This is a genomic window from Ancylobacter sp. VNQ12 (assembly GCF_049445835.1).
GTDB lineage: Bacteria > Pseudomonadota > Alphaproteobacteria > Rhizobiales > Xanthobacteraceae > Ancylobacter.
The window spans coordinates 57,116-82,812 of record NZ_JBMSDU010000004.1; the positions used below are offsets into that span (position 1 = coordinate 57,116).

24 protein-coding genes are annotated in these 25,697 nt (G+C 68.0%); 5 read left to right on the forward strand and 19 right to left on the reverse strand.

Annotation, left to right across the window (positions count from 1 at the left end; all coding sequences use genetic code 11):
• Positions 1 to 15 precede the first annotated feature (15 nt).
• From ACO2RV_RS08140 to ACO2RV_RS08195, 12 genes are all read right to left on the reverse strand, one after another.
• Positions 16 to 1,179, reverse strand: a complete 1,164-nt coding sequence (locus tag ACO2RV_RS08140; RefSeq protein WP_423291679.1) for an aminotransferase — start codon at positions 1,177 to 1,179, stop codon at positions 16 to 18.
• Between the two features lie 117 nt (positions 1,180 to 1,296).
• Positions 1,297 to 2,082 (reverse strand): outer membrane protein, encoded by a 786-nt coding sequence (locus tag ACO2RV_RS08145; RefSeq protein WP_423291681.1) that lies wholly within the window; start codon positions 2,080 to 2,082, stop codon positions 1,297 to 1,299.
• A 163-nt stretch (positions 2,083 to 2,245) separates the two neighbouring features.
• On the reverse strand, positions 2,246 to 3,376 hold the full coding sequence (locus ACO2RV_RS08150) for a DUF1513 domain-containing protein (RefSeq protein ID WP_423291683.1): 1,131 nt from the start codon (positions 3,374 to 3,376) through the stop codon (positions 2,246 to 2,248).
• 10 nt (positions 3,377 to 3,386) lie between these two features.
• Positions 3,387 to 4,511, reverse strand: coding sequence for an imelysin family protein (locus ACO2RV_RS08155; RefSeq protein ID WP_423291685.1), 1,125 nt, complete (start codon positions 4,509 to 4,511; stop codon positions 3,387 to 3,389).
• A gap of 12 nt (positions 4,512 to 4,523) precedes the next feature.
• Complete coding sequence (locus ACO2RV_RS08160; protein ID WP_423291687.1) at positions 4,524 to 5,720, reverse strand: di-heme oxidoredictase family protein; 1,197 nt, start codon at positions 5,718 to 5,720, stop codon at positions 4,524 to 4,526.
• Positions 5,721 to 5,797: 77 nt separating this feature from the next.
• Entirely contained in the window at positions 5,798 to 7,258 is a 1,461-nt protein-coding gene (locus ACO2RV_RS08165) for a multicopper oxidase family protein (RefSeq protein WP_423291689.1), read from the reverse strand.
• Positions 7,259 to 7,271: 13 nt separating this feature from the next.
• Positions 7,272 to 8,561 (reverse strand): imelysin family protein, encoded by a 1,290-nt coding sequence (locus tag ACO2RV_RS08170; protein WP_423291691.1) that lies wholly within the window; start codon positions 8,559 to 8,561, stop codon positions 7,272 to 7,274.
• Between the two features lie 172 nt (positions 8,562 to 8,733).
• A complete protein-coding gene (locus ACO2RV_RS08175; protein ID WP_423291693.1) occupies positions 8,734 to 9,021 on the reverse strand; it encodes a hypothetical protein in 288 nt (95 codons plus the stop codon).
• A 323-nt stretch (positions 9,022 to 9,344) separates the two neighbouring features.
• Complete coding sequence (locus ACO2RV_RS08180) at positions 9,345 to 10,625, reverse strand: NAD(P)/FAD-dependent oxidoreductase (RefSeq protein WP_423291695.1); 1,281 nt, start codon at positions 10,623 to 10,625, stop codon at positions 9,345 to 9,347.
• Positions 10,622 to 10,792, reverse strand: coding sequence for a hypothetical protein (locus ACO2RV_RS08185; RefSeq protein ID WP_423291697.1), 171 nt, complete (start codon positions 10,790 to 10,792; stop codon positions 10,622 to 10,624). Before ACO2RV_RS08185 ends, ACO2RV_RS08180 begins: the two co-directional genes overlap by 4 nt.
• Positions 10,789 to 12,609, reverse strand: a complete 1,821-nt coding sequence (recJ, locus tag ACO2RV_RS08190; protein WP_423291699.1) for a single-stranded-DNA-specific exonuclease RecJ — start codon at positions 12,607 to 12,609, stop codon at positions 10,789 to 10,791. The genes ACO2RV_RS08185 and recJ overlap by 4 nt, the downstream gene beginning before the upstream one ends.
• A gap of 58 nt (positions 12,610 to 12,667) precedes the next feature.
• Positions 12,668 to 13,291: a TetR/AcrR family transcriptional regulator gene (locus ACO2RV_RS08195; RefSeq protein ID WP_423291701.1), complete on the reverse strand. Its 624-nt coding sequence runs from the start codon at positions 13,289 to 13,291 to the stop codon at positions 12,668 to 12,670.
• Between the two features lie 214 nt (positions 13,292 to 13,505).
• On the opposite strand from ACO2RV_RS08195, the gene ACO2RV_RS08200 reads away from it, so the two are divergent.
• Together ACO2RV_RS08200 and ACO2RV_RS08205 are read left to right on the forward strand one after the other, a co-directional pair.
• On the forward strand, positions 13,506 to 14,504 hold the full coding sequence (locus tag ACO2RV_RS08200) for a homocysteine S-methyltransferase family protein (protein ID WP_423291703.1): 999 nt from the start codon (positions 13,506 to 13,508) through the stop codon (positions 14,502 to 14,504).
• Between the two features lie 108 nt (positions 14,505 to 14,612).
• The gene (locus ACO2RV_RS08205) at positions 14,613 to 15,983 is read left to right on the forward strand and encodes an esterase-like activity of phytase family protein (protein WP_423291705.1); all 1,371 of its coding nucleotides are present in this window, start codon (positions 14,613 to 14,615) and stop codon (positions 15,981 to 15,983) included.
• 190 nt (positions 15,984 to 16,173) lie between these two features.
• On the opposite strand, the gene ACO2RV_RS08210 is transcribed toward ACO2RV_RS08205, so the two are convergent.
• Positions 16,174 to 17,037, reverse strand: a complete 864-nt coding sequence (locus ACO2RV_RS08210) for a DMT family transporter (RefSeq protein WP_423291707.1) — start codon at positions 17,035 to 17,037, stop codon at positions 16,174 to 16,176.
• A gap of 243 nt (positions 17,038 to 17,280) precedes the next feature.
• Here ACO2RV_RS08210 and ACO2RV_RS08215 point away from each other — a divergent pair, with 243 nt between their 5' ends.
• On the forward strand, positions 17,281 to 17,976 hold the full coding sequence (locus tag ACO2RV_RS08215; protein ID WP_423291709.1) for an alpha/beta hydrolase: 696 nt from the start codon (positions 17,281 to 17,283) through the stop codon (positions 17,974 to 17,976).
• A 124-nt stretch (positions 17,977 to 18,100) separates the two neighbouring features.
• Here the strand turns inward: ACO2RV_RS08215 and ACO2RV_RS08220 are convergent, their stop codons facing one another.
• The 6 genes from ACO2RV_RS08220 to ACO2RV_RS08245 form a co-directional block, all read right to left on the reverse strand.
• Complete coding sequence (locus ACO2RV_RS08220; RefSeq protein ID WP_423291711.1) at positions 18,101 to 18,442, reverse strand: hypothetical protein; 342 nt, start codon at positions 18,440 to 18,442, stop codon at positions 18,101 to 18,103.
• A gap of 203 nt (positions 18,443 to 18,645) precedes the next feature.
• Complete coding sequence (gene glpX / locus ACO2RV_RS08225; protein ID WP_423291713.1) at positions 18,646 to 19,644, reverse strand: class II fructose-bisphosphatase; 999 nt, start codon at positions 19,642 to 19,644, stop codon at positions 18,646 to 18,648.
• A 14-nt stretch (positions 19,645 to 19,658) separates the two neighbouring features.
• A complete protein-coding gene (locus tag ACO2RV_RS08230) occupies positions 19,659 to 20,978 on the reverse strand; it encodes a homoserine dehydrogenase (protein ID WP_423291715.1) in 1,320 nt (439 codons plus the stop codon).
• 57 nt (positions 20,979 to 21,035) lie between these two features.
• Positions 21,036 to 22,253, reverse strand: coding sequence for an LL-diaminopimelate aminotransferase (locus tag ACO2RV_RS08235; protein ID WP_423291717.1), 1,218 nt, complete (start codon positions 22,251 to 22,253; stop codon positions 21,036 to 21,038).
• A 129-nt stretch (positions 22,254 to 22,382) separates the two neighbouring features.
• A complete protein-coding gene (locus ACO2RV_RS08240; protein WP_423291719.1) occupies positions 22,383 to 22,769 on the reverse strand; it encodes a hypothetical protein in 387 nt (128 codons plus the stop codon).
• A 97-nt stretch (positions 22,770 to 22,866) separates the two neighbouring features.
• Complete coding sequence (locus tag ACO2RV_RS08245; RefSeq protein ID WP_423291721.1) at positions 22,867 to 23,088, reverse strand: hypothetical protein; 222 nt, start codon at positions 23,086 to 23,088, stop codon at positions 22,867 to 22,869.
• A 154-nt stretch (positions 23,089 to 23,242) separates the two neighbouring features.
• Here ACO2RV_RS08245 and phaC point away from each other — a divergent pair, with 154 nt between their 5' ends.
• Both phaC and ACO2RV_RS08255 read left to right on the forward strand, forming a co-directional pair.
• On the forward strand, positions 23,243 to 25,318 hold the full coding sequence (gene phaC / locus ACO2RV_RS08250; RefSeq protein WP_423291723.1) for a class I poly(R)-hydroxyalkanoic acid synthase: 2,076 nt from the start codon (positions 23,243 to 23,245) through the stop codon (positions 25,316 to 25,318).
• Complete coding sequence (locus ACO2RV_RS08255; RefSeq protein WP_423291725.1) at positions 25,315 to 25,674, forward strand: lysozyme inhibitor LprI family protein; 360 nt, start codon at positions 25,315 to 25,317, stop codon at positions 25,672 to 25,674. The genes phaC and ACO2RV_RS08255 overlap by 4 nt, the downstream gene beginning before the upstream one ends.
• The last annotated feature ends 23 nt before the right edge of the window (positions 25,675 to 25,697 follow it).

The following is a 25,697-nucleotide window of genomic DNA, read 5'->3' on the forward strand; positions in this document are numbered from 1 at the left end:
TATACAAAGGGCGACCTATCCGGCCAATGCACGCGAGCGAACCGCTTCCAGCCGCTCGATGGCACGGTCGAGCGTTGCGTCGGTCTTGGCGAAGCAGAAGCGGATGACGCTCTCCACCGCGTCCTGCGCATAGAACGCCGAAACCGGGATCGCCGCGACGCCGAACTCGGCGACCAGCGAACGGCAGAACTCTTCGTCGCGCACATTGGCGCCGAGCGGCGCGAGATCGACATTGAGGAAATAAGTGCCCGACGACGGCAGCACGGAAAAGCCGATGCCGGCGAGGCCCGCCGCCAGCCGATCACGCGAGCGCTGCAAGCCGGCGCGCGTTCCCATGAACCAGTCAGGATCCTTGCCGAGCCCATAGGCGACGGCGTGCTGCAGCGAGGGCGGCGTGGTGAAAGTCAGGAACTGGTGCGCCTTGGACAATGCGCGCATCAGGTTCGGCGCCGCGCAGACGAAGCCGACCTTCCAGCCGGTCATGCCGAAGATTTTGCCGGCGGAACCGATCTTCACCGCCCGCTCGCGCATGCCCGGCAGCGACAGCACCGACTGGTGGGTCAGCCCGTCAAAGATCACATGCTCCCACACCTCGTCGCTGATCAGCACGGCATCGCTGCGGACACAATGGCGGGCGAGAAGTTCCAGTTCGTCCCGGCCGAAGACCCGCCCAGTCGGGTTGTGCGGATTGTTGAACAGCACGAGGCGCGTGCGCGGTGTGAAGGCCTCTCCCAGCGCCTCCTCGGTCAGCCGCCAGTGCGGCGGCACCAGCCGCACGAGGCGCGGGATGCCGCCGGCCCGCTGCACGAGCGGCAGATAGGCGTCATAGAGCGGCTGGAACAGCACCACCTCGTCGCCCGGCTCGATCAGCGCCAGCAGCGCCCCGGCAATCGCCTCGGTCGCGCCGGAGGTGACCATCACCTCGGTGTCGGGGTCGAGGTCGAGCCCCTGCCAGTCACGGTAATGCTCGGAGACGGCGCGGCGCAGTTCCGGCACGCCCATCATCGGCGGGTACTGGTTCCAGCCGTTGAGCACCGCCTCCGCCGCCTTCTCCCGCACATCGAGCGGACCGGGATCATCGGGAAAACCCTGGCCGAGATTGACCGCGTCATGCTCGCGCGCGAGCCGCGACATGGTCTCGAACACGGTGGTGGGCAGCGAGGCGAAGAGGGAGTTCATTAAACGGTCTCAGCGCGTAATTTACAATATCGAACGGCACGCTGCCGTTCTTATCCTCCCCGCCGCGCCAAAAGAAAAGGGGCCGCATGGCCCCGTTCGGCATCCGACGAATTTCGATCAGAATTTGTAGCTCACCGCTACACGGCCGATGTGAAGGCCGGTCTGCACGTCGACGCTGCCGGCGAGGATGGGGTTGGGCGCGACGGAGAGCGTTTGCGTGCCGAGATCGACAAAGAGGTATTCGGCCCGCACGAGCCAGGCGTCGGTCAGCGCGTATTCAAGGCCGGCGCCAGCAGTCCACCCCCATTGAACTTCATCCGCCCGGATGTCGTCGCCGAAGGTAAATCCAGGAGCCGAGAGCGAGACGTCCGCCTGCCATTCGACCTTGCCATAGGCAACGCCGCCCGTCGCATAGACCAGCAGGCGGTCCCAGCCGTAACCCGCACGCGCACGCACGGTGCCGAACCACTCGATCGACGTCGACGCATCGACGCTCGCCGTGGCGGGGAACCCTCCGGGAGTGGAATAATTGCCGCTGGCGAGAAGGTCGCCATTGACGTCGGACCATTGGAGATCCGCCTCAAGGCCGAGAACCAGCCCGTTGCCGAACTGATAATCGTAGCCGACCTGCCCGCCGCCGATCACGCCGCCGGTGTTCAGCGAGAAGTTGCCGTCGATCCGCCCGCCAAAGGCTGAGACATTGAACGGGTAGCTGAAGTCACCACCGCCATAGCCGATATTGGCGCCGGCATGAAAACCCGTCCAGCTGAAGCCGGCAGCGGCGGCCGGTGCCGGACTCTTGACGGGATAGCCGAGATCCGCGGCCAACGCGGGCTTTGGCACGAAGGCCGAGGCGGACAGCGCGCCGGCCGTAACCGACGCCGCGACGATGAGGCTCTTCATGATTATCCCGTCCGCAGGTGCCGCAACTGAACCGATGGAACGGGAATGGCATTTGCCTGCACACTGCCGGCCGGTCAATTACCCGACGAGCAGATACCCCAGTTACTTTCATATAAAACCAGAATTAGATGAACATATTATATATTTTGGATGATAATTCGAATTATATCTCGCTAACCACCAGCGTGGCATGGTTATCGAAGCGCATCGACTGCCGGCGGCGCGCGATGACACCCACCTCTCCTTCATCCACGCCAATGAGCACCACTTCGCCAAGGCCGCTGGTGGCAAGGAACTGCCCGCGCTCGCGCGTCGGCGCGAGGCCGCAGCCATCCACGAGCGGTAGTGAGCCGACAAAGCGACCATCCCGCTGCCACACGGCGATGCGGTTGCCACGGGGGCTCGCGGCGGCGACGAAACCGCCGGAAGCATCGACCGCGACCGAGCCGACATAGGTGCGCAGCCCTCGCCATTCCTCGTCCGGTGCGTCGAAGGCGCGAAGCGCCTCCCCTTCGACCGCGTAGAGCAGCGGACGAGCCACGCCGTCGGCCAGCAGATCCTGCGCGGCGACGACCGTGAGGCCACCCGGCGCCGAGGCGAGATGGCGCAGCGACAGCGAGGCGAGGTCGTCCCCCAACGCCGCGACCGTACGTGTTTCGCCCGTCACCGGATCGAGCAACGCGACGCTGGCGCCGGCAATCTCGGCACCGACGGCTTCCGGCGTGTGCGGCTCGACGCCGCCATTGGCGACCACCAGCGCGCCGCCCGCCGGCAGCATGTCATGCGGACCCAGGCCGGACGAGGCCCACTCCGCCTCGATGGCGAAACCGGCCTCGACTACGCGGCGGGTAACGACGCCCTGCCCGCTCCTGCGCTCAATCTCCACGGCGAGAAAGCGCCGCCCGCCGTCGATAAAGCGTCCGTGGCCCGAAAAGACCCGCCCCTCCCCCGGCTCGAAGCTCGCCAGCACCACACCGGCCTGCCGGTCGAACAAGATGGCGGTGGTGCCCGGCCGCCGCGCCACGGCGACGGCGGTGCGCCCATCCGGGCTCGGCTCCACCCAGTGCAGGCGCTGCCCGCCGGCGCCGACCGATGTCGCCGCATAGTCTGGCGACAACACGACCGGGGCGAAGCCGCCCTCGACACCGGCCGTCGCCAGCCATTGCGCATCGAGCGCGTGATCCTGCGCATGGGCCGCCGAGGCGGCACCACCCGCGAACAGCACGCGCGGGACGGCGACCAGACCGCCGAGCCGGCCGAGGAGCGAGCGGCGGGAAAGATCGAGCAGGCCCATCGCTCCCTCCTCAGTCGCCGTCCAGCGCATTGAAGCCCAGCGGCACGCCGAGCCCCGCCGCGAGCGGCCGGGCGATGCCGGCCTGTGCCGCCTTGAACGCGGCTATCGTGGCCTCCAGCGTCTTGCGCCCCGGCGCCGTCGTGGCCGCCTCGCCGATATCGTCGGGCAGCCTGGCGGCCGCGGCCTGCGCGGCGTCCAGCGTCTTGCCGAGACTGGCCTGGCTCTTGGCGTCGAGCCCCTTCGCCAGTTCGGTGGCGAGCGCGTCGGCGCTGCCGATGATCGTGACGATGGTCTCCTTGGCCAAACCGCTGCGACGGCGGTCCGCCAGCAGCGGCTTGGCCTCGTCCGGGCTCTTGCCGAGCACGACCAGCAGGCGCTGATCGACCACGCGCTGATAGGCGCCGGCGAGATCGGTGACGATCTGGCTGAGCAGCGCATCGGGATCGGGAAAGTAGACCGGGTCGGATTTGCCGGCGGCGAGTTGCGCCAGCAGCCCCTCCGTCCGGCTGCCCCAGCCGGCGCGAAGCTCCTGCGCGATGGTCGCGAGATTGCCGGCGATGGCGAGGCCGAGCTGGCAGCGGCGGGCCGCTTCCGGCCCCTGCACCAGCGCCGCCTCGGCGCCCTCGTCATAGAGCACGCGCTCCAGCGCCGGCAGCCCCTGCACCGCCGCACTGAGGCGGAAGAACCGAGCCGGTTGCAGCCGCTCGTCGGTCGGGTCGGCGATGATCTCCGTGACCGAGCGGCCGACCGCGTTGCGGCGCTCGGGGAACAGGTTAAAACGGTCGGATCGCAGCGACAGCATCACCGGGCCGAAGGTGATGAACTCCACCGCCGACCAGCCGTCCGACACGGCGGTAAAGCGCGCCTTGAGGTTCTTAACGCCCTCGGCCGTCGGCGCCTCGCAGAAGGCGGTCCATGCGTCCTGCTGGGCCTTCGCCGCCGCCTGCAGCGCGTCGTAGCGCGGCAGCAGCCAGCTCTCGACCACATCCGGCGCCGACACCGCAGCCGCGTGCGCCCGCCCGATGAAGATGCCGGAGATGAGCGTCGTGGCGGCGGCAACGCCCGGCACGCCCTGCGCCGCCTGCCCGATCTGGCCTGCCAGCGCGAGCGCCAGCGCGAATGGGGAGCGGTTCATGTTGAGCCTCACTCAAAGGGAAGAGACATAATCGACCAATGCCCGCCGGTCGCCAGCGTCGAGCGCCTCGAAACGCGTTCGCGCCCCCGCGGCCTCGCCGTCGTGCCAGCGCACCGCCTGCGCGACGTTCGTGGCCCGGCCATCGTGCAGCAGCCCATCGCCGCGCGCCAGCGCCCGCGACAACCCGGCGAGCGGCGCAGTCCGCCATTCGGACGCGGCGACGCCCGGGGCATCGCCGGCATCCGCCAGGCCGGGGCCCATATCGTGCAGCAGCACGTCGGTGAACAGCGCGACCGTGCCGCCCTCGCCTGTCGGCAGGGAGGGACGATGACAGGCCACGCAGCCCGTCGCCGCAAAGAGCTTGGCACCGCGCCGGTCCGGCTCGGTGGCGGGGACCCTGAGGCTGCGGAGATAGACCACGATGCGGTCGACGATCTCGGGCGAAATCTCCGGCTCGCCCTCGGCGTCGCGGCCATGCGGCGCGTTGCGGCACGCGGCCTGCTCCGCCGTGCAGTCGCCCCACGGCTCCGGCCGAAGCGGGGTCGACAGGCCGAGATCGAGCTGGAACGCCTCGGAGGTCTGGCTTGCGAGAGTGGCGTGGCTCGCCTTCCAGCCAAAGCGGCCGATCGAGGAACCGCCCTCGGCCTGCGCCAGACGGCGGGCCCGGCCGCGCACGCCGTCGCCGTTGCGGTCATCGGGGTCTTCCAGCGCGAGGATGGTCGCGTCGTCCACCTGTTCGAGCTTGCCGCGTCCGCGCAGGTCCGGCGCCGCGCGCAGTGACATGTGGGTGGCCGGATCGAGCGGGCCGTAGCCGAGGCTGCCGGCATGCGGAAAGCGCCGGCCTTGCTCGACCGTCACGCCGATCTCGCCCTCCGCCGGCACGCCGGGCAGCGTCATGGTCTCCAGCCGGTGGCCATAGACCGGGTCGCCCGCTCCGTCCGTGCGAAACAGCGACAGGACGAGGCCTATCCCCTCCGGCCGCCCGCTCGCGTCGAGCGCCGTGGCGCCGCGCCCGGCACCGGAATGGCAGGCCGAGCAGGAGCGCGCGTCGAACAGCGGGCCGAGCCCGTCATTGGCGCGAGTGGAACTCGGCGCCGGCACCCAGGGCCGTTCGAACAGCGCCTTGCCGATGGCGGCGTCGAGGCCGGAATCGCCGGCGATGGCGGTCGTCGCCAGGAGCGAGGCCAGCAGCGCGACGGCCGTCACCATACCCCGCCCCGCGGGGAGAGGTCGGCGCGCAGTGCCGGGTGAGAGGGAAAGCCGCTCCTGACGGTTCGCTCTACCCATCACACCACCCGGAAATAGCCCATCATCCCGGTCTCCATATGTTCCAGGATGTGGCAGTGAAACACCCAGTCGCCGGGCGCCGCGACGAACGCCACCTCCACCGCCTCGCCGGGCTGCACCAGCACCGTATCGGCGAAATGGCGCGGCAGGCGGCCGAGGCTGGAGGTCAGCACCTCGAAAGCGTGGCCGTGCAGGTGCACGGGATGAGGAAAGCGCGTCTCGTTCTTGATCTCGATGCGGTAGCTGCGCCCCGTCTCCATGCGTGCCAGCGGTGGCGGCACGTTGCGCCGCTCGCCGGTGGGCCAGGATTCCCGATTGATGCCCCAATAGGTGGTCGAGCCGACGCACAGGCTGTCGAGCAGCGCCTTGGCGAGCGGGTCGTCCGGCGGCAGGCCGATATCCTTCACCGCCGCATCCGTCGCCTGCTGCAGGGTGAAGGAGAAGCGCTCCGCCTTCTTCAGTTCCGGGCGCGGCAGATCGGGCGGCGGCAGCGCCAGCGGCCCCTTTCGAGGCCTTGCCGACCTGCCCTGCGCGGTGATGGTGGCGAACGGGTAGATGTCGGACGAGCGATAGTCGCCCACCATCACCGAGCCGCCGTCGCGCGGCATGCGCAGATGCAAATCGATGCGCTGCGCCGGCCCCATGCGCCAGATGCCGTCCGGCAGGTCGTCGAGGCGCACGGGCTTCAGCGCATGGCCGTCGACCGCGATCAGCCACGCCTCACCACCCTCATGGCCGATATCCATGATCCGGGTGGCGTCGACGTTCAGGATGCGCAGCCGCACATCGCCGCCTGCCGGCGCCGCAAGCTCGACCGAAGCGGCGCCGTTGACGGTGCGCGTCGCGCCGAAGGTGCCAGCCTTGGACGCGCCATCCGGCTCGGTGAGCGGCAGGAAGCTGCCGTCGTCGGCAAGGCGCCAGTCCTTCAGGCAGAGCACATGCTCGGCGTCGAATGCGGGATCGCGCGGGTCCTCGACGATCAGCACGCCGGCAAGGCCCTTGCCCGCCTGGCCCGTCTCGTCGCAATGGGGATGGAAGAAGAAGGTGCCGGGATCGTCCAGCGGCAGCAGGTGCACGAAGCGCCCCCCGGGCTGGACCAGCGGCTGGGTCAGTGTCGGCACGCCATCATATTCGTTCGGCATGCGGATGCCGTGGAAATGCAGCGTCGACCCCTCGTCGAGCCCGTTCTCGAAAGTCGCTTCCAGCCGCGAGCCGCGCGGCAGGCGCAGCGTCCGAAAAGGGGTTCCGTCATAGGCGAGGATGCGCGAGGCCGGCTTGCCGGGGCCGAGGAGCTTCAGCTCCATCTCGCCGGCCCTCAAGGTCAGGCTGCGGGTGGGCACGAAAGGCGTGGGAATGCGTGCCTGTCCCGTGCGCGTCGGTCCGAGCAGCGCCAGCCCGCCAAGCGCCGCGCCCGCGCCGAGAAGGGCGCGGCGCGAAAGGCTCGCGCCGCCGTTCTTCATGAGGACCTCGCCGTCACTCGCCGACCTTGGACGGATCGTCCAGGCTGTCCGAGCCCTCGACCTTGATCTTGAGCTTCAGCGCCGCGACCACGCCTTCGAGAGCCCGCGTCTGGGCGACGAGCGAATCCACGCCCTTCTGTACCAGTGCGTTGCCGGCGGCATTGCCTTCGCCGATCATCTGGTCATAGGCCTCCTTGCCGCTGTCGGCCTCGTCCTTGATGGCCTTCAGCGCGGCGAGCGCGGCGTCGACCTTGGCGCTGGCCTCCTCGGCGGCCTTCGGCGCCTTGGCGGCGGCATAAGCCGCGACCGACGGCCCCTCGACCACCGAGCCGTCCACGCGGGTGTACTTGCCGCGATAGATCGAGGCGATGCCCAGCTCGTCGTAATAATGCGAGTTGTGGGTGTTGTCGGAGAAGCAGTCATGCTCCTCCTCGGGGTCGTGCAGGATGAGGCCGAGCTTCATCCGCTCGCCGGCGAGCTCGCCATAGGAGAGCGAGCCGAGGCCGGTGAGGATGGTGCCGAGCGCGGCCTTGTCCTTCTGCTTCAGCACGGCCGCGCGGGCCTTGCCCTTGGCGCCCCACGCCTTCGTCATGTCTTCGAGATCGGTGACCAGAAGATCAGTCGCGGCCTTGAGATAGGCGGCGCGGCGGTCGCAATTGCCGTTGGTGCAGTTCTTCAGGTCGTAGTCGGTGGCGGGACGCTTGCCGGCACCGGGACCGGTGCCATTGAGGTCCTGGCCCCACAGCAGGAATTCGATGGCGTGATAGCCGATGGCGACGTTCGACTCGACGCCGCCCGCCTCCTGCAGGCTGTCCAGCAGCTTCGGCGTGATCTTGCTGGCGTCGATCGTCTTCTTGCCGACGCGAATCTTGGTGTTGGCGATCACGTTGGCGGTATAGAGCGGGTTCTCGTCCGAGGTCGCGCCATAGCTCTTGTCGACATAGTCGATCAGCCCCTCGTCGAGCGGCCAGGCGTTCACGCGACCTTCCCAGTCGTCGACGATGGCGTTGCCGAAGCGATAGCCCTCGCTCTGCTGGTAGGGCACGCGGGCGGCCTTCCACGCGGCCTTGGCCTTGTCCAGATTGGCCTCGGTCGGCTCGGCGATGAAGGTGTCGACCGCCTTCTGCAGTTCCTTGGCCGTCGCCAGGCTGTCGCCGTAGATGGCTTCGGCGATGTTTGCATAGGTCACGACGACGTCGCGCACCTTCGGCGCATCCTGGGCGCCAGCCGGACCGGCGGCGATGATGGCCCCAAGCGCCACAGCCGCGAGCAGCGGCGCGGCGAACAATGATCTGGCTCGCATGTTATCTCCTCCCACCGCCTGCGCGGCATCCGTGGCAGGAGACTCCTACGCCAGCGCACAAAGCATTCGCAAGTGATCGGACTTACATTAGAACCGTTTTACGGTAGAACACCTGCACGCGATTGCGGGCACTTCATGTAAATCCGCACAATTACTTGCTGCCCCATTCCCGTCATGCCGTTGCGTCAAGAAACGGCTGCAGCGCGTCGCGCAGATCCTCGTCGGTGACGGCGCCGAGCGGGCACAGCAGCTTCGCCGCTTCGGTGCGCCGGCCCGGCCGCATGATCAGCACCACCGTCTCGGCACCGCCGCAGGCCGGGTCGCCACAGGCGATCTCGGTGATGGAAACCGTCGTATCCTCGCCGACGCCGAGAAAGTTCCGCGCCTTGTCGGCGAGTTCGCGCGCGGCATCCGGAGCCGCCTCCGTTGCCGCTCCGCGGCGAAAGAACAGTCGCGCCATGACCTGCCTCGGGCTCCAACCAGACGCCCCGCCATCAGGAATTACGCTCGCGGCGGCGGCGGCGCAAGGCGGGCCGCCCGCCCGCCGTCAGCCACAAGTAAAACACACGGCGATTAGTTTAGAACTATAATAATCATTGAAGATAATTATTGCCACACATCAGATCGGCGGGTATTTATCTCAACAACGCCGACGGACTGCCGTGAATACACGAAAACGGCAGCGATTTCGTCGGCAAACCCTTCGCGAGGCCACTTCCCGGCAGGTCTCGTGAACCGCGCGGGACGGCGACACGCGCTCCCTCAGTCGTCGTCCCGCGCCATTCACTCCACATCATTCCCCGCCCAGCCGCCCGCCCATGGCGGCGGCGCCGGCAGGCCGAGATGCGCAAGCGCACCGCACGCCGCCGCAAAGCCGGTGGCGAAGCAGGCTTGCAGCAGATAGCCGCCGGTAGGCGCTTCCCAATCCAGTATCTCGCCGGCAATGAAGCTGCCGGACCGGTCCCGCAGCATCAGCCGGTCGTCGAGCGCCTCCCGCAGCACGCCACCGGCCGAGGATATGGCGCGCTCCAGCGGCGCCATGCCGGTCACCTCCAGCGGAACGGCCTTGATCCGTTCGGCGAGGCGCTCCGGTTCCGTCGGCAGAGGCGTGGACGCCTCGCGCAACAGCCCGGCCGCGACCGGCGTGAGACCGGCGGCCTTGCGCAAGCGGTTCGCGGTCGATTCGCCCTTGCGGCTGGCGCCGAGCCGTGCCGCCAGAAACTCGGCCGTGACATCCGGCCGCAGATCGACCGAGAGCAATGCCGCTCCTTCGCGCGCGACGGCCTCCCGCAACAACGCGGAGAGCGCGTAGACCGCGCCACCCTCGAGGCCCGACGGATCGACCATCGCCTCGCCGCGCACCGTCCGCTCACCAGTGGTGAGGGCAATGCGTTTCAGCGGTTCACCCGCGAAGCGCTCGATAAAGGACGGCGACCAGGCGATGCGCGCGCCGCTGTTTGCCGGGCGAAGCGGGGCGCTCATTACGCCGGCCTCGTTGAAAATCCGCACCCACCCGCCATCGCTGCCAAGGCGCGGCCAACTCGCCCCGCCGAGCGCGAAGATGGTGGCCGCGGACGCGACGTCGACCACTCCCTCCGGTGTATCGAAGCGAAGCCCGTCCTCCTCGGTCCAGCAGAGCCAGCGCTGCCGGGGCAACAGGCGCACGCCGAGCCCGTCGAGCCGGCGCAGCCAGGCGCGCAGTAGCGGCGATGCCTTGAAGCTGCGGGGGAAGACCCGCCCGCTCGACCCGATAAAGGTCGGCTCGCCCAGCTCCGCCGCCCAGGCGCGCAGCCGCGCGGGCGGGAAGGCGTCGAGCATCGGCGCCAGCCAGTCCGCCGCCGCGCCATAGCGCGCGAGGAAGCGCTCGCGCGGCTCCGAATGGGTCAGGTTCAGCCCCCCACGCCCGGCAATGAGCAGCTTGCGCGCCGGCGAAGCCATCCGGTCATGCACGCTCACCCGGCAGCCGGCGCGCGCCAGCGTCTCGGCGGCGATCAGCCCCGCCGGCCCGGCGCCGATCACCGTGACGGCGGGATACGCGGCCTCGGCCGACGGCGCCGCGCTCAAGAGCTCACAATCCGATTCAGGACGAAGCCGCCGGCAAAAACCTTGCTGGCGGAATCGCTTGGCCGCCGTTGCCGACAGGTCGATTCCATTTCCGCCGCAGGCTCGGAAAGTGATTCAATGCCCTGACGATTTGATTCCGAAACGCCGAGTATCATGTTGATTTTCATCGGTTTTCGATCGTCGCCATGTCGTTGATGCGCAGATTGACCTGCGTGCGCCCCTGCCAGCTGTCCAGCTCCAGCATGCCGGCGACATGGACCTGCTGGCCGCGCGCGGCGAGCAGCGCCTGGCCGAGCGGTGCGTTGGCGGCGCGGAACGCCACGGCGGAGATGACCGTGCCATCGGAGCCGCGCAGGCGGACCCGCACCTGATCGGAATTGCCCGGCTCGGCATAGACGATGCGATGGGCGGGAAAGGCGAAGACGGGCTGCGGATTGCCGGCGCCGAAGGGCCCCGCCCGCTCCACCAGTTCGACGAGATCCGGCGTCGCCCCGGCGGCCGACAGCGCGGCGTCGATCACCGTCTCGTCGACGGCGCGCGCTTCCTCCACCGTCTGTGACAGCGCCTCTTCGAGATAGGCACGCAGCGCGCCGAGCTTTTCGCGCGCCACGGTGAGCCCGGCCGCCATGGCATGGCCGCCCCCCTTCACCAGCAACCCGCGCTCCACCGCGCCGCGCACCGCCCGTCCGACATCGACGCCGGGAATGGAGCGCGCCGAGCCCGCCCCGGTCTCCCCGGTGAAGGCAACAGCGAAGGCCGGCCGGCCGAACTTCTCCTTCAGCCGCGCGGCGACGAGGCCGACGACGCCGGGATGCCAGCCCTGCCCACTGGCGACGATCACCGCGCTGGCGCCCCCGAGCCCCAGCGCCGCCTCTGCTTCCATCTCGGCTTCAGTGACGATGGCGCGCTCCACCTGCTGGCGCTCGCTGTTGAGGCGGTCGAGCTCGGCGGCGATCACTGCCGCTTCGATCGGGTCGCGGGTCAGCAGCAGGCGAGTCCCCAGCGCGGCGTCGCCGATCCGTCCGCCGGCATTGATGCGCGGGCCGAGCAGGAAGCCGAGATGCCAGGCCTTGGGCGGGCCGGAAAGGCGCGCGGCGTCCATCAGCGCGGTCAGGCCCGGCCGCTCGCGTTTGCGCAGCACGAGAAGTCCCTTGGTGACGAAGGCGCGGTTGAGGCCGAGCAGCGGCACCACATCCGCCACCGTGCCGAGGGCGACGATATCGAGGCTGGCGAGCAGGTTCGGCGCGGGACGTTCCTCGCTCCACCAGCCGCGCTGGCGCAGTTCGCGCACCAGACCGACGGCGACGACGAAGACGAGGCCCACGGCGCACAGGTGCCCGAGGCCCGAGAGGTCGTCGACCCGGTTGGGGTTCACCAGCGCCGCGACCTCCGGCAGCGCTTCGCCCGCCTGATGGTGGTCGATGACGACGACGTCGAGGCCGAGTTCGCGGGCGCGGGCGAAGGGCTCGAAGCTCATCGTGCCGCAATCGACCGTCACCAGCAGCGTCGCGCCCGCCGCCGCCAGCGCCTCGATGGCCGGAATATTGGGGCCGTAGCCCTCGAAGATGCGGTCGGGAATGTGGAAGGCCGGGTCGAGCCCGCCCGCACGCAGCACCTCGACGAGAAGCGCGGTCGATGTCGCGCCATCCACGTCATAATCGCCGAAGACCGCGACCTTCTCGCCTTTGGTGACGGCGTCGGCGAGGCGGGCGACGCAAGGCCCCATGTCGGTCAGCGTGTCGGGGTCGGGCAGCAGGCGCTTGACGGTCGGATCGAGCCAGGCATCGACCTCGTCGATACCGACGCCCCGGCCGGCCAGAATGCGGGCGAGGATTTCGGGGACGCCATGGCGCTGGACGATGGCCAGCGTCGCCTGCGCGCCGCGCGCATCGACGCGCTCGCGCCAGAAGCGGTCCGTCGCCGAGCGCGTGACGCCGAGAAAGGCGCGCGGGGGCGGCGCGGCCGTGGGAAGGGTCAGACTCATGCCGGCAGGATAAGCCTGAACAATGCCCTCGCGTCGAGTGGCGCTGAGCCGTTCGCACTCAGGGCGCGAAGCTCTGCCGCAGGAAATCGCGATAGAGCAGGATCTGCCGTGGCAGGATGGTCGGGTCGCGCAAGGCGCGCCCCATCACCAGTCCACCCTCGACCAGGGTCGACAGCATGTCCGCAAGCGCTTCGAGGTCCACCGGCTCGCGCGGCGGATAGCGCGCGGCGATCGCGTCCAGCCGCGCCCGGAAGCGCCGACGCCAGGCGAGCACGCTTTCGGCGTTGAGCGCTTGCACCGTCCGGTCGAACAGTTGATCCTGATAGCACAGCGTCGCCGCCAGGCAGCCGGGATGCGCTTCCGGCAGCGCCGCCATCATCTCCGCGAACAGCCGCAGGCCGACGAGGAAGCCATGCAGCGGATCGTCGTTGAGTTCCTCGGCGCGGCGGAAGATGTCGTCGAGGAGATCGCGGTCGCGCGCGATATGGCGCTCCAGCAGGGCACGGGCGAGATCGTTCTTGTCCCTGAAATGATAAAAGAAGCCGCTCTTTGTGATGCCGACGCCGGCGATCAGTTCGTCGATGGAAGTCGAGGCAAAGCCCTTCGCCAGAATGCCCTGCTCGGCAAGGTCGAGCAGGCGCTCCCGCGTGTCGGTGCGGCGCTTCGGAACGTTTTCCAGCATGACGTAACTGTACCACAAGTACAGTCAGGCGTCGCCAAACCGGTTCCCGAGTCCTGCACGATAATGGCGATTCCAGTGGAACTGCATGATATAAAAGGAGAAAGTTGAATTCCGCACTCGCTTGACCGCGAGACGGCTAGGTCGACCGCACCAGTCCGGGGCATTTAACCGCCGACCGGCGGGCCGCCGCCATGCGACATGACAGGAGTTCATGATGACCGAGATCGACTACAGCCAATTCTCCTCCGCACGACCCAAGCATCGCCGCGACCTTTCCTTGCTCTCCGATCGCATCTTTCTGATGGATGGCGGCATGGAAACCACCTTCATCTTTCATGACGGCATCGAGCTTCCCTATTTCGCCTCCATCGACCTGATGCGGCGCGAGAGCGGCCGCGAGACGCTAAGCGCCTATTACACGCGCTTCCTCGATCTCGCGCGCGAACGCGGCGCCGGCTTCGTGATGGACGCGCCGACCTGGCGGGCGAGCCCCGACTGGGCGGTGAAACTCGGCCTTACGCAAGACGAGATGAGCGGCCTCAACCGCGCCAGTATCGGTCTGATGTTGCGCCTGCGCGACCGCTTCGAGGCGCCGGCAACGCCCGTCATCCTCGCCGGCGTCGTCGGCCCGCGCGGCGACGGCTACCAGCCCGGCGCGACGATGTCGGCAGCGGAGGCGGCGCGCTACCACGCGACGCAGATCGAGACCTTCGCCGACACCGCCGCCGACATGGTGAGCGCCTATACGATCAACTATGTCGAGGAGGCGGTCGGCATCGCGCTGGCGGCGAAGGCCGCCGGCATACCCGCCACCATCTCCTTCACGCTCGAAACCGATGGAAAGCTGCCGACCGGCCAGAGCCTGCGCGCGGCGATCGAGCAGGTGGACGCGCAGACCGATGCCGCCCCGCTCTACTACATGATCAATTGCGCCCATCCGACGCATTTCGCCGGCATCATCGCGGAGGGCGGCGACTGGCTGGACCGCATCCAAGGCCTGCGCGCCAATGCCTCGCGGCGCAGCCATGCCGAACTCGATGCCTCGCCGGATCTCGATGCGGGCGATCCCGCGGAGCTCGGCCGGCAATATCGCGCGCTGCGCACGCATATGCGCCGGCTCAACATCCTCGGCGGCTGCTGTGGCACCGACTACCGCCACGTCGACCAGATCAGCCTTGCCTGCCTGCCCGCGGGAGCAGCCGGAGGCGCCTGACGCAGGGCGGAGCGTCACCGCTCCGTCATCCCTCCGTTACGCGGGCGACATGCCGAAAGGTCAGGAAAGCGGCCTTGGCTTCGACTCTCACCGACACGGAGAACCGTCATGGCTCGCAAAGCCTTCCGCAATTGCCTTCTCGCGAGCGCGGCGCTTGCGCTCGTCGTCCTCGCCGGCACGCAGGCCCGCGCCGACCAGACCTATCCCGCCACGCTCGCCGGCCATGCCGTGCTGCCGGCGGAGAGCTTCGTCGAGATGCCCGCCGACGCTCCGGCGGACCTGAAGACCTCCGGCAAATACACCACCGGCACCCGCGTCGAGGCCGTCGGCACGGTGATGGGCAAGTCGGCGGGCCGCCCGACCGGCGTCTCGCTGCCGTTCAAGGGCCAGCCGCTGCAGGGCCATTCGGGCATCAAGGTCATGCCGGACGGCACGTTCTGGATCCTCACCGACAACGGCATGGGCGCCAAGGCCAACAGCACGGATTCGGCGCTCTACCTCAATCACTACAAGATCGACTGGCAGACCGGCGCCTTCGACCGGATCGAGACCGTCTTCCTTACCGATCCGGACAAGAAGGTGCCGTTCCGCATCGTCCATGAGGGCACGGACAAGCGCTACCTCACCGGCTCGGACTTCGACACCGAGAGCTTCCAGATCATCGGCGACAATTTGTGGATCGGCGAGGAGTTCGGCCCCTACCTGATCAAGGCCGACATGAGCGGCAAGGTGCTCGCCGTGTTCGAGACCGTGGCCGGCGAGACGCCGGTGCGCTCGCCCGACCATTACGCCGTCGGCACCCCCGGCGTGCCGAACCAGAGCGTGGAGTTCAACGCCCGCCGCTCGAAGGGCTATGAGGGCATGGCCGCCTCCAAGGACGGCAAGTACCTCTATGCCCTGCTGGAAGGCCCGCTGTGGGACGCCTCCAGGAAGGACTGGCAGAAGACCTCCGACGGCAAGGAGTTCCTGCCGATCCTCGAATTCGACGTCGCGGCGCAGAAGTGGACCGGCCGCATGTGGCAGTACGTTCTCGAGCAGAACGGCAATGCCATCGGCGACTTCAACATGATCGACGGCACCACTGGCATGATCATCGAGCGCGACAATGGCGAAGGCACCGCGGACAAGGCCTGCGCTCCCGGCACCAAGGGCCCGGACTGCTTCCACGACCTCGCCAAGTTCAAGCGCATCTACAAGATCGAGCTGACCGACGCGAATGCCGGCCAGAGCGTGCGCAAGATCGGCCATATCGACCTGATGAAGATCGCCGATCCCGACAAGAAGGCGAAGAAGCCGCTGAACGAGGGCGTGCTCACCTTCCCGTTCTTCACCATCGAGAATGTCGACGTGGTCGACGCCACCCACATCGTGGTCGGCAACGACAACAACCTACCCTTCTCCTCCTCGCGCGACCCGAAAAAGGCCGACGACAACGAGCTGATCCTGCTCGAGGTCGGCGAGTTCCTGAAGGCGAAGTGAGGCGGCGGGGACTGCCTGCACGGACCGGCTGCGTGCTTCGAGGCCGACCTCCGGCCGGCACCTCAGCATGACGGTGCTGGTTCTTGGGCTTTGCACGCGCTCGTCATCCTGAGGTGCTCGGCAAAGCCGAGCCTCGAAGGACGCAGGAGCTTTCCAACGGCCGGAGCGGCGACGCTCCGGCCGTTTTGCCTCACGCCGTATCGGGCAGCGTGGTCGCCGGCTTGCGCAGGATGAGCGCCACACCCGCGACCATGACCAGCGCGCCGACGATCTTCACCGGCGAGGGGTCGTCGCCGATCAGCACGATGCCGAACAGCACGGTGAGCAGCGGGTTCAGCATGGAATAGGGCACCACCGCATTCACCGAGTGGCGCTGCAGCAGCCAGTACCAGATGCCGTAGGCGATGATCGACGAGCCGATCGCGCTGTAGATGACGGAGAACCAGCCGTGCCACCCGGCGGTCGCGACCATCCCCCAGCGATCGGATTCCAGCAGCCACGACGCCAATAGCAGCTGCGGCACGGAGAATAGCGACGACCAGCCCATCATCGCCATCGGCGAGATGCCGGCCACCTGCTTGACGATGAGATTGGTCACCGCCCAGCCGGTGGCGCTCGTCACCAGCAGCGCGAGCGAGAGCGGCGGCGGCAGGGTCGGACCCGCGGCGAGCACGACAATGCCTGCAACCGAGATGACCAACCCCAGCAGCCGGACGAGACCGAGCGGCTCGTGCAGCCAGAGGCAGGCGAGCAGCGTCGCAATGGGGGCGCCGAGCTGGATCACCACCGCGCTGGTGCCCGCCTCGGCGTGCTCCAGTGCGGCGAACAGCATGCCGAAATGGACGGCGCCGAAGGTGAAGGACACCAGCAGCACGCCGGGAAGCTGCTTGCGCGTGATCCGCGTGAACGGCACGACCAGCACAGAGACCAGCGTGAAGCGCAGCGCCGTCGTCAGGACCGGGGGAATCTCCGCCACACCGAGCTTGATGACGATCATGTTGAGCGCCCACACGCAGATCACGGCGAGGGCGAGGAATTTGTCCCGGAGCGGCATTGCGGACCAATGGCAAGGAAAAACGCGGACGCGCGCTGCGGGCACGCAAGCCGCCGGGCGATTCGGCGGATGCCGGCCCGGCGTCCCGCGGGATAGCGCTACCCCGGCTCGAAGCAAAGGGCCGCGCGGCCATGCCTGCCCTGCATCGGGTACATGAGCCTCCCTGGAGCTCGGGGGTCGACAAACCAGCCGCGGCACCCTGCCCGGCTTGCCTGTGTGCACGAGCGCATTATGGTGCGCGCCATGCTCGATCTCTCCCTCCTCGGTCGCCTCCAGTTCCAGCACGCCGCCCCGACCAAGCCGCCACTGCCGCCCGGCCGGCACGATCTCGGCCTGTTCGACACACGCGATTATGTGCTGATCGTTCCCGAAGGCGTTGAAGCCTCCACCCCGACACCGCTGGTGACGCTGTTCCATGGCGGCGGCGGCAGCGCCGAGAAGATCATGCCGATCCTGCGTCGCCACGCGGAAGAGCGCGGCTTCCTGCTGCTGGTGCCGCAGTCGCTGTTCCCGACCTGGGACATCGTCATCGCCGGCAATGGACCGGACCGGGAGCGGCTCGACGTGGGCCTGGATGAGGTCGCCGCGCGCTTCCGCCTCGACCCGACGCATTTCGCCTTTGCCGGGCATTCCGACGGCGGCAGCTATTCGCTCTCCACCGGGCTGAGCAACGGCCACCTGGTGAGCCACATCCTCGCCTTCTCCGCCGGCTTCATGACCGTGCTGGCGCAGGAGGGCGCGCCGAAAGTGTTCATGGCCCACGGCCAGCAGGACACGCAGACGCCGATCGACACCGCCGGCCGCTCGCATGCTGCCAAGCTGCGCGGCGCCGGCTACGAGCTGACCTATATCGAGCATCCCGGCCCGCATGCCTCGCAGCCCGACATGGTGCAGCTGGGTGTCGACTACTTCCTGAAGGATATCGGCCGGTCGGCTTAGAGCCTGATCCGATCAGGTTGAGACAAGCTGATCGGCGCGTGCTCTAATTTACGAGTAGAGCACGCGCCGAACAGCAAAAGGCCGGCGCGAGGCCGGCCTTTCGTCATGCCGTGGCGAGACGCGCTCAGGCGACCTTCTTCACCGTCTTGGCGATGTCGGCGACTTCCGCCTCGTATTTGGCGACGAGCGTCGAGAAATCGCTGGCGCCGGCCTTAAGCGCGCCCTTCACGTCGGACGCCCAGGTGGTGTTGCGCAGGGTGAAGGTGGTGGTGGCCGAGGAGCCGTACTTCTTGGAGAAGGCCACGTTCAGCTTGAACGGGATCGGCTCGGAAGCGAGGTAGCTGGTGGTCGGGTGCTCCTTCACGAAGGCCGCGTAGGTCTCGGCGACCTCCTGGTACTTCTCGGCGCCGATGAGCGCGTCGATCTTGGCCAGCAGGGGCGGAAGGAGCGAATGAGGAGCGGGCATGGGTCGTTCCCTTTGCAATTGAATTTGCATTCTCGCGCAAGGCGCATTCCTCGCGGAACGCCTCTCGACGATGCCCTGGTATACAGCACACCGGGCGGCTTCCAAAGCCTGGGGTGAACCGGAGGCCGCTTTCGCCAGCCGCCGGGCGGCGAAAACGAAAACGGGGCGCCGCGCGCCCCGTTGCCGTCACATCCGGTTTCGGCTCAGCCGAGATGGAATTTGGAGAGGTCGCGGTGCTCGGCCTCGATCCAGCGCACCGTGCCCGACGCCGAGCGCATGACGACGGTGTGGGTCGTCACCACGTCGCCGCGATACTTCACGCCCTTCAGCAGGTTGCCGGTGGTCACGCCGGTCGCCGCGATCAGGCAGTCGCCCCGCACCATGTCGGTGATGGTGTAGATCTTCTTCGGGTCGGTGACGCCCATCAGCTTGGCGCGCTCGCGCTTCTCCTCGGTGTCGAGGATGAGGCGGGTGTACATCTCGCCGCCGATGCAGCGCAGCGCCGCCGCCGCCAGCACGCCTTCCGGCGCGCCGCCCGTGCCGAGATAGATGTCGACGCCGGTCTCGTCGGGATCGGTGGTGTGGATCACGCCGGCGACGTCGCCATCGGTGATCAGCTGCACCGAGGCGCCGGTCTTGCGCACGGCGGCGATGATGCCGGCATGGCGCGGACGGTCGAGGATGAGCGCGGTGATCTCCGAGGGCTTCACACCCTTCGCCTTGGCCAGCGAATGGATGTTGTCCTCAGGGCTCGCGTCGATGTCGATCGTGCCCTTGGCATAGCCCGGGCCGATGGCGATCTTGTCCATGTAGACGTCGGGAGCGTAGAGCAGCGTGCCGCCCTCGGCCATCGCCATGACGGCGATGGAGCCCGGCATGTTCTTGGCGCAGAGCGTGGTGCCTTCGAGCGGGTCGACCGCGATGTCCACCGCCGGGCCCTTGCCGGTGCCGACTTCCTCGCCGATGAACAGCATCGGCGCCTCGTCGCGCTCGCCTTCGCCGATGACGATGCGCCCGGCGATCGGCAGGCGATTGAGCTCGCGCCGCATGGCGTCCACCGCTGCCTTGTCGGCCGCCTTCTCGTCGCCGCGGCCGCGCAGGCTCGCGGAAGCGACCGCCGCACGTTCGGTAACGCGCACCAGTTCGAGCGTCAGAATGCGCTCAAGCGCCTGGCCCGCCTTGACCGTAATCTCTTCCGCCATCGTCCCAGCCCCTCTCAGTCCTTTTCGATCCGTATCACCTGCGGCGGCGATGCGATGACGCCATCGAGATCGATGGCGGCGATCGCGCGGCGCACCGCGTCCTCATTCGTGGCGTAGGTGATCAGCACCACCGGTGCCGGATCCTCCGCGCTCTCCGCGCGATCGCCGCCATGCGGACGGCCGCGCCGGTGCTGCATAATGGACTCGAGCGAGATGTTCTGCTCGGCCATATGTCGGGCAATCGCTGCTGCCGTTCCGGGCCGATCAACCGCCGCCAGGCGGATATAATACCCACCTTCATGACGCTGGATTGCGGCCTTGCCGGCCGGACGCAGATTCGCGGCCTTCCAGCCGAAAGGCGCGCCGGCCTTGCCCGCCGCGATATCGCAGATGTCGCCGACCACGGCCGAGGCCGTCGCATCGCCGCCGGCGCCGGGGCCGACCAGGGTCAGCGCCACCGAGTCGCCGTCGATCGCCACCGCGTTGGTGACGCCGGAGACCTGCGCGATTGGCCAATGTTTGGGCACCATCGTCGGATGGACGCGAAGTTCCACCGCCTCGCCCGCCTTGGCCGCGACGCCGAGCAGCTTGATGCGGTAGCCCAGTTCGTCGGCGGCTTCGAGATCCGCCAGCGTGATGGTGCGGATGCCCTCGACATGGATCGCGTCGGGGTCCGGCTGCACGCCGAAGGCGAGCGCGGCCAGCAGGGAGAGCTTGTGCGCCGTGTCGAAGCCGTCGACGTCGAAAGTCGGATCGGTCTCGGCATAGCCGAGCTGCTGCGCCTGATCGAGGCAGGCCTCGAAGGACAGGCCCTCCTCATGCATCCGCGTGAGGATGTAGTTGCAGGTGCCGTTGAGAATGCCGGAGACACGGGCGATCTCGTTGCCGAGCAGTGCCTCGCGCAGCGCCTTGATGACGGGGATGCCGCCGGCGACCGCTGCCTCGAAATAGATCCCGACGTCGTTCGCTTCCGCCGCGCCGGCGAGCGCGACGCCGTGATGGGCGAGCAACGCCTTGTTGGCGGTGATCACGTCGTGGCCGGCGGCGATGGCGGCCTCGACGGCCGCCTTGGCGATGCCGTCATGACCGCCGATCAGCTCGACGAAGACGTCGATGCCGGGATCGCGCGCCAGATCGACCGCATCGTCGAACCAGCGGACGCCGGACAGGTCGCAGTCGCGGTTTCGGGTGCGGTCGCGGGCACTGACGGCAACGACCTCGATCGGGCGGCCGAGCTGGGCAGCGATCGCGTCCTTGCGCCGGGCCAGCATGCGCACCACGCCCGCACCGACCGTCCCGAGGCCGGCGATGCCAATTTTCAGGGGCGGCGCCATAATGTGTCCGAACTCAACAGAAGACCAGGAAGCGGCGCAGCCCGGCAAAGCCGGGTGTCAGCGAACCGCAGCGAGAGGGACGACGTTGTGCAATGTTTCGGCGCCCGTTTCAAGGAAGCGGCGCACGTTGCGCGCGGCCTGCCGGATCCGCTGCTCGTTCTCCACAAGCGCGATACGCACATAGTCGTCGCCATGCTCGCCGAAGCCCACGCCCGGCGCGACAGCGACATCGGCCTTCTCGATCAGCAGCTTGGCGAACTCGAGGCTGCCGAGATGGCGGAACTTCTCGGGGATCGGCGCCCAGGCGAACATGGAGGCCGTCGGCGAGGGAATGTCCCAGCCGGCCTTGCCGAAGCTGTCGACCAGCACGTCGCGGCGCTTGCGGTAGACCGAGCGCATCTCGGCGATGCAGTCCTGCGGACCGTTCAGCGCCGCCGTGGCGGCGACCTGGATCGGGGTATAGGCGCCATAGTCGAGATAGGACTTCACCCGCGCCAGCGCTGCGATCAGCCGGTCGTTGCCGACCGCGAAGCCCATGCGCCAGCCGGCCATGGAGAAGGTCTTCGACATGGAGGTGAACTCCACCGTCACGTCCATCGCGCCCGGCACCTGCAGCACGGAAGGCGGCGGGTTGTCGTCGAAATAGACCTCGGAATAGGCGAGGTCCGACAGCACGATCAGGTCGTGCTTCTTCGCGAAGGCGACGACGTCGCGATAGAAATCGAGATCGGCGACCTGAGCCGTGGGGTTCGACGGGTAGCACAGCACCAGCGCCAGCGGTGACGGGATCGAATGCGCCACCGCGCGCTCCAGCGCGTGGAAGAACTCCGGCCCTGGCTCGCAGGGCACCGAGCGGATCGCCGCGCCCGCCATCAGGAAGCCGAAGGCATGGATCGGATAGGACGGGTTCGGCACTAGGATCACGTCGCCCGGCGCGGTGATGGCCTGCGCCATGTTGGCGAAGCCTTCCTTCGAGCCCAGCGTCGCCACGACCTGCGTGTCGGGATTGAGCTTCACGCCGAAGCGGCGCTCGTAATAGGCCGCCTGCGCCCGGCGCAGGCCCGGAATGCCCTTGGAGGCGGAGTAGCGGTCCGTGCGGGGCTTGCCGATGGTTTCCTTCAGCTTCTCGGCGACATGGGCCGGAGCGTCGAGATCCGGGTTGCCCATGCCGAGGTCCACAATGTCGGCGCCGCCGTTGCGGGCGGTAGCCTTCACGCGGTTGACCTGCTCGAACACATAAGGCGGCAGCCGGCGGATACGGTGGAAATCGGTCATCGGTCTCAGCTCCAAGCCGCCCGATTCAACCGGGATCGGCGCAACGAGCGCTACATATCACTCTTCGCGCGCCCGCACAGCGTGAGATGCCAGCGAAAACGGGCGGAAGCGTGATGATTCTGCCGGCTATTACTGTCCCTGCTCTTCGCTGCCCTGCAGCAATTGCTGCTCGCGCTGCTTGGCGAGGGCCTCAAGGTCGGTCTGCATCTTGGAAGTCTCGGCCGGGGTCATCACCTTGCGCTCGCCGATCTGGGCGGGCGCGCCGAAGCTGGGATAGGCATATTGCTGCGGCGCCGGGCCGGAAACGCCGAACGTGGTCGGCTTCAGCTCCGCCGCCGTCGTGGTGGATGTGGTCGGCAGTGGCGCCGGATCACCAGCGATTGCGGCACCGGGCGAGCCCGGACTGGCGCAGCCGCCCAGGCTGAGTCCCACCGTGGCAGCGACAAACAGCAGGGTCGCGGCCGTGATCGGCGCACCCTTCATCTCCCGGTCACCTTTCACACTCAGCTTCCCCAAGGCATCCCTCCGGCCTCATACGCACTCGCTACAGCCGAGCGGCGCGTCTATGATCACCCACCTATGAACGCACGTACCCGCGGGGACAAGCGGTGAGTCAACGACCCAAGACCGTCAAGCCGGCCACCGGTGCCGCCGACCCGTCCCGTTCGGGCGCCAAGGCGCCCTCCAGCAGCAAGGCCTCGCCGAAAAAGGCCGCGGACGGCGCGGGCCGGGCCCAGCGGCTTGCCGAATCGACGGCCAGACCTCCCGTGCCTTCGGCGGTGAAGGCATCGACGACCGGCGCGGCGAAAGTGGCCCGCGACCGCGGCGCGACCAAGGCGTCCCCCGCGACCCCACCGGCGCAGGCCGCGGCTCCCGCGCCTCAAGCTGCGAAGAAGCCCAAGGCTCCGCCAGCCACGCAGCCTTCTCCGGAAGCACCCAAGCGGGCGGGCAGACGCGCAGCGCCGGTACCTGCGGCCGCCAAAACGGCCATGCCGCCAGTTTCCAAGGCAACCACTCTCAAGACCACCGCCGCCAAACCCACCGCTGCCAAGGCGTCCACGACAAAGGCGGCCCCTCCCCCGCCGGCCGCGCCGGCGAAAAAGCCCACTTCGCCGCCGCCGCGCCGGAAGGCCGCGGTCGCCCCGGCAGAGCCCGCGCCTTCCCGCTACGCCGTGCGCCCCTCGCAGCGCCGTCTGGAGATGCCCCCATCCCAGCCGGCCGCCAACGTCGCCGCACCGAACAAACCCGCCGCGCCAGCCAGGGCCGAGGCGCCCGGTGCGCAGGGAGCCGCCCCCGGCCCGATCAACCTCGAAGCATTCGCCGGCAATCTCGCCCGGCTCGTCGAGGAAGGGGGCAAGGCCATGGCCGCCTATATGCGCCCGCGCGAGGAAGGGCTGGTGCATGACGACGTCGCCGAGGACATCGCCGACGTCATGAAGACCATCGGCAATGTCGCGGAATACTGGCTCGCCGACCCCAAGCGCACGGTGGAGGCGCAGGCGCGGCTGATCGGCGGCTATCTCGAACTGTGGTCCTCCACGCTCAAGCGACTCAGCGGCAAGAAGGCCGAGCCGGTCGCCGAGCCGCCGCCGCGCGACGCGCGCTTCACGGACGCGGAATGGACCACCAACCCGTTCTTCGACACGCTCAAGCAGACTTATCTCCTCACCGCCAACTGGGCGGAGGAGATGGTCGAGGAAGCGGAGATCGACAAGCACACCAAGCATAAGGCGGAGTTCTATGTCCGCCAGATCGCTGGCGCGGTGTCGCCGTCCAATTTCGTGCTGACCAATCCCGAACTGCTGCGCACCACCATCGCCTCCAATGGCGAGAACCTGGTGCGCGGCATGAAGATGCTGGCGGAGGACATCGAGGCGGGCGGCGGCGACCTGAAGATCCGCCAGTCCGACGATTCCAAGTTCAAGGTCGGCGAGAACCTCGCCACCACGCCGGGGAAGGTGATCTTCGAAAACGAGTTGATGCAGCTCATCCAGTACGCGCCGCAGACGGAGAGCGTGCTGGCGATCCCGCTGGTGATCATCCCGCCCTGGATCAACAAGTTCTACGTGCTCGACCTCACCGCGGAGAAGTCCTTCGTGCGCTGGGCGGTGGAGCACGGCGTCACCGTGTTCATGGTGTCCTGGGTCAACCCCGGTCCCGAGCTCGCCGGCAAGGGCTTCGAGGACTACATGACCGACGGCGTGCTTAGGGCGTTCGAGGTGGCGAAGAAGGCCGCCGGCGTAAAGCATTTCCACGCCATGGGCTATTGCGTCGGCGGCACCATGCTGGCGATGACGCTGGCCTGGCTGGCCGCGATGGGAAAGGATGTCGGCGTGCGCACGGTGAGCTTCCTCACCACGCAGGTCGACTTCACCTATGCCGGCGACCTCAAGGTCTTCATCGACGAGGAGCAGATCGCCAATCTCGAGCGCAAGATGCTGGAAGCCGGCGTGATGGAGGGGCGCAAGATGGCGAACGCCTTCAACATGCTGCGGGCCAACGACCTGATCTGGCCCTATGTGGTGAACAACTATCTGAAGGGCCAGGCGCCCTTCCCGTTCGACATCCTGTACTGGAACTCGGATTCGACCCGGCTGCCGGCAACCAACCACTCGTTCTATCTGCGCAACTGCTACCTCGACAACAAGCTGGCGCAGGGCGCGCTGATGCTGGCGGGAAAGCAGCTGGACCTGAAGAAGATCGACTTCCCCACCTACAGCGTCGCCACCCGCGAGGACCATATCGCGCCAGCGGCTTCCGTGTTCCTCGGCGTGCAGCTGTTCGGCAATCCCGGCCGTTTCGTGCTGGCGGGATCGGGCCATATCGCCGGCGTCATCAACCCGCCGGCGCGCGGCAAGTACCTGTACTGGACCGGCGGCGCGCCGAAGGGGAAGCTGGAGGACTGGATCCCCAAGGCCGAGGTGCACCCCGGCTCATGGTGGCCGGACTGGCTGGCGTGGATCGAAAGTGAGGACAGCCGCCGCGTGCCCGCGCGCGCGCCCGGCGGGAATGCATTCAAGCCGATCGAGGACGCGCCGGGCCGCTATGTGAAGGTGAAGTCGTGAGGCGTCTCGTCGCGATTTCCGCATTGCTACTGGCCGACGCGCTGCTCTGCGCCGCGCCGTCGCAAGCCGCCAGCTTCGATTGCGCCAAGGCCAGCGCGCCCGACGAGCGTGCAGTCTGCGCCAATCCGGCTCTTTCCGCACTCGACAGTGAAATGGGCGGGCTGTGGTTCGCCTATAGCCGCCTGCCGATGCTGATGGGCGGCAGTGGCGACCGGCAGGACGAGGCGCGCGCCTTTCTCGCCGCGCGCGCCAAGTGCGGCGGCAATGCCGCGTGCCTGACGACGCTCTACACCGCGCGCATCGCCGCGCTGAAAGGCCAGATCGCGACCTATATCAAAGGCATGCCGCCGCTATAGCGGCGAGCCCTGCCATACCGTCA

Bases quoted from the DNA above. Each gene is read 5' to 3' on its own strand.
- recJ (WP_423291699.1), bottom strand. From the start codon at position 12,609: ATGAGTCTGACCCTTCCCACGGCCGCGCCGCCCCCGCGCGCCTTTCTC.
- phaC (WP_423291723.1), top strand. From the start codon at position 23,243: ATGCCGCCAGTTTCCAAGGCAACCACTCTCAAGACCACCGCCGCCAAA.
- ACO2RV_RS08205 (WP_423291705.1), top strand. From the start codon at position 14,613: ATGGCTCGCAAAGCCTTCCGCAATTGCCTTCTCGCGAGCGCGGCGCTT.
- ACO2RV_RS08235 (WP_423291717.1), bottom strand. From the start codon at position 22,253: ATGACCGATTTCCACCGTATCCGCCGGCTGCCGCCTTATGTGTTCGAG.
- ACO2RV_RS08210 (WP_423291707.1), bottom strand. From the start codon at position 17,037: ATGCCGCTCCGGGACAAATTCCTCGCCCTCGCCGTGATCTGCGTGTGG.
- ACO2RV_RS08150 (WP_423291683.1), bottom strand. From the start codon at position 3,376: ATGGGCCTGCTCGATCTTTCCCGCCGCTCGCTCCTCGGCCGGCTCGGC.
- ACO2RV_RS08175 (WP_423291693.1), bottom strand. From the start codon at position 9,021: ATGGCGCGACTGTTCTTTCGCCGCGGAGCGGCAACGGAGGCGGCTCCG.
- ACO2RV_RS08160 (WP_423291687.1), bottom strand. From the start codon at position 5,720: ATGGTGACGGCCGTCGCGCTGCTGGCCTCGCTCCTGGCGACGACCGCC.
- ACO2RV_RS08140 (WP_423291679.1), bottom strand. From the start codon at position 1,179: ATGAACTCCCTCTTCGCCTCGCTGCCCACCACCGTGTTCGAGACCATG.
- ACO2RV_RS08185 (WP_423291697.1), bottom strand. From the start codon at position 10,792: ATGAAAATCAACATGATACTCGGCGTTTCGGAATCAAATCGTCAGGGC.
- ACO2RV_RS08170 (WP_423291691.1), bottom strand. From the start codon at position 8,561: ATGCGAGCCAGATCATTGTTCGCCGCGCCGCTGCTCGCGGCTGTGGCG.
- ACO2RV_RS08195 (WP_423291701.1), bottom strand. From the start codon at position 13,291: ATGCTGGAAAACGTTCCGAAGCGCCGCACCGACACGCGGGAGCGCCTG.
- ACO2RV_RS08215 (WP_423291709.1), top strand. From the start codon at position 17,281: ATGCTCGATCTCTCCCTCCTCGGTCGCCTCCAGTTCCAGCACGCCGCC.
- ACO2RV_RS08155 (WP_423291685.1), bottom strand. From the start codon at position 4,511: ATGAACCGCTCCCCATTCGCGCTGGCGCTCGCGCTGGCAGGCCAGATC.
- ACO2RV_RS08200 (WP_423291703.1), top strand. From the start codon at position 13,506: ATGACCGAGATCGACTACAGCCAATTCTCCTCCGCACGACCCAAGCAT.
- ACO2RV_RS08145 (WP_423291681.1), bottom strand. From the start codon at position 2,082: ATGAAGAGCCTCATCGTCGCGGCGTCGGTTACGGCCGGCGCGCTGTCC.
- ACO2RV_RS08220 (WP_423291711.1), bottom strand. From the start codon at position 18,442: ATGCCCGCTCCTCATTCGCTCCTTCCGCCCCTGCTGGCCAAGATCGAC.
- glpX (WP_423291713.1), bottom strand. From the start codon at position 19,644: ATGGCGGAAGAGATTACGGTCAAGGCGGGCCAGGCGCTTGAGCGCATT.
- ACO2RV_RS08165 (WP_423291689.1), bottom strand. From the start codon at position 7,258: ATGAAGAACGGCGGCGCGAGCCTTTCGCGCCGCGCCCTTCTCGGCGCG.
- ACO2RV_RS08230 (WP_423291715.1), bottom strand. From the start codon at position 20,978: ATGGCGCCGCCCCTGAAAATTGGCATCGCCGGCCTCGGGACGGTCGGT.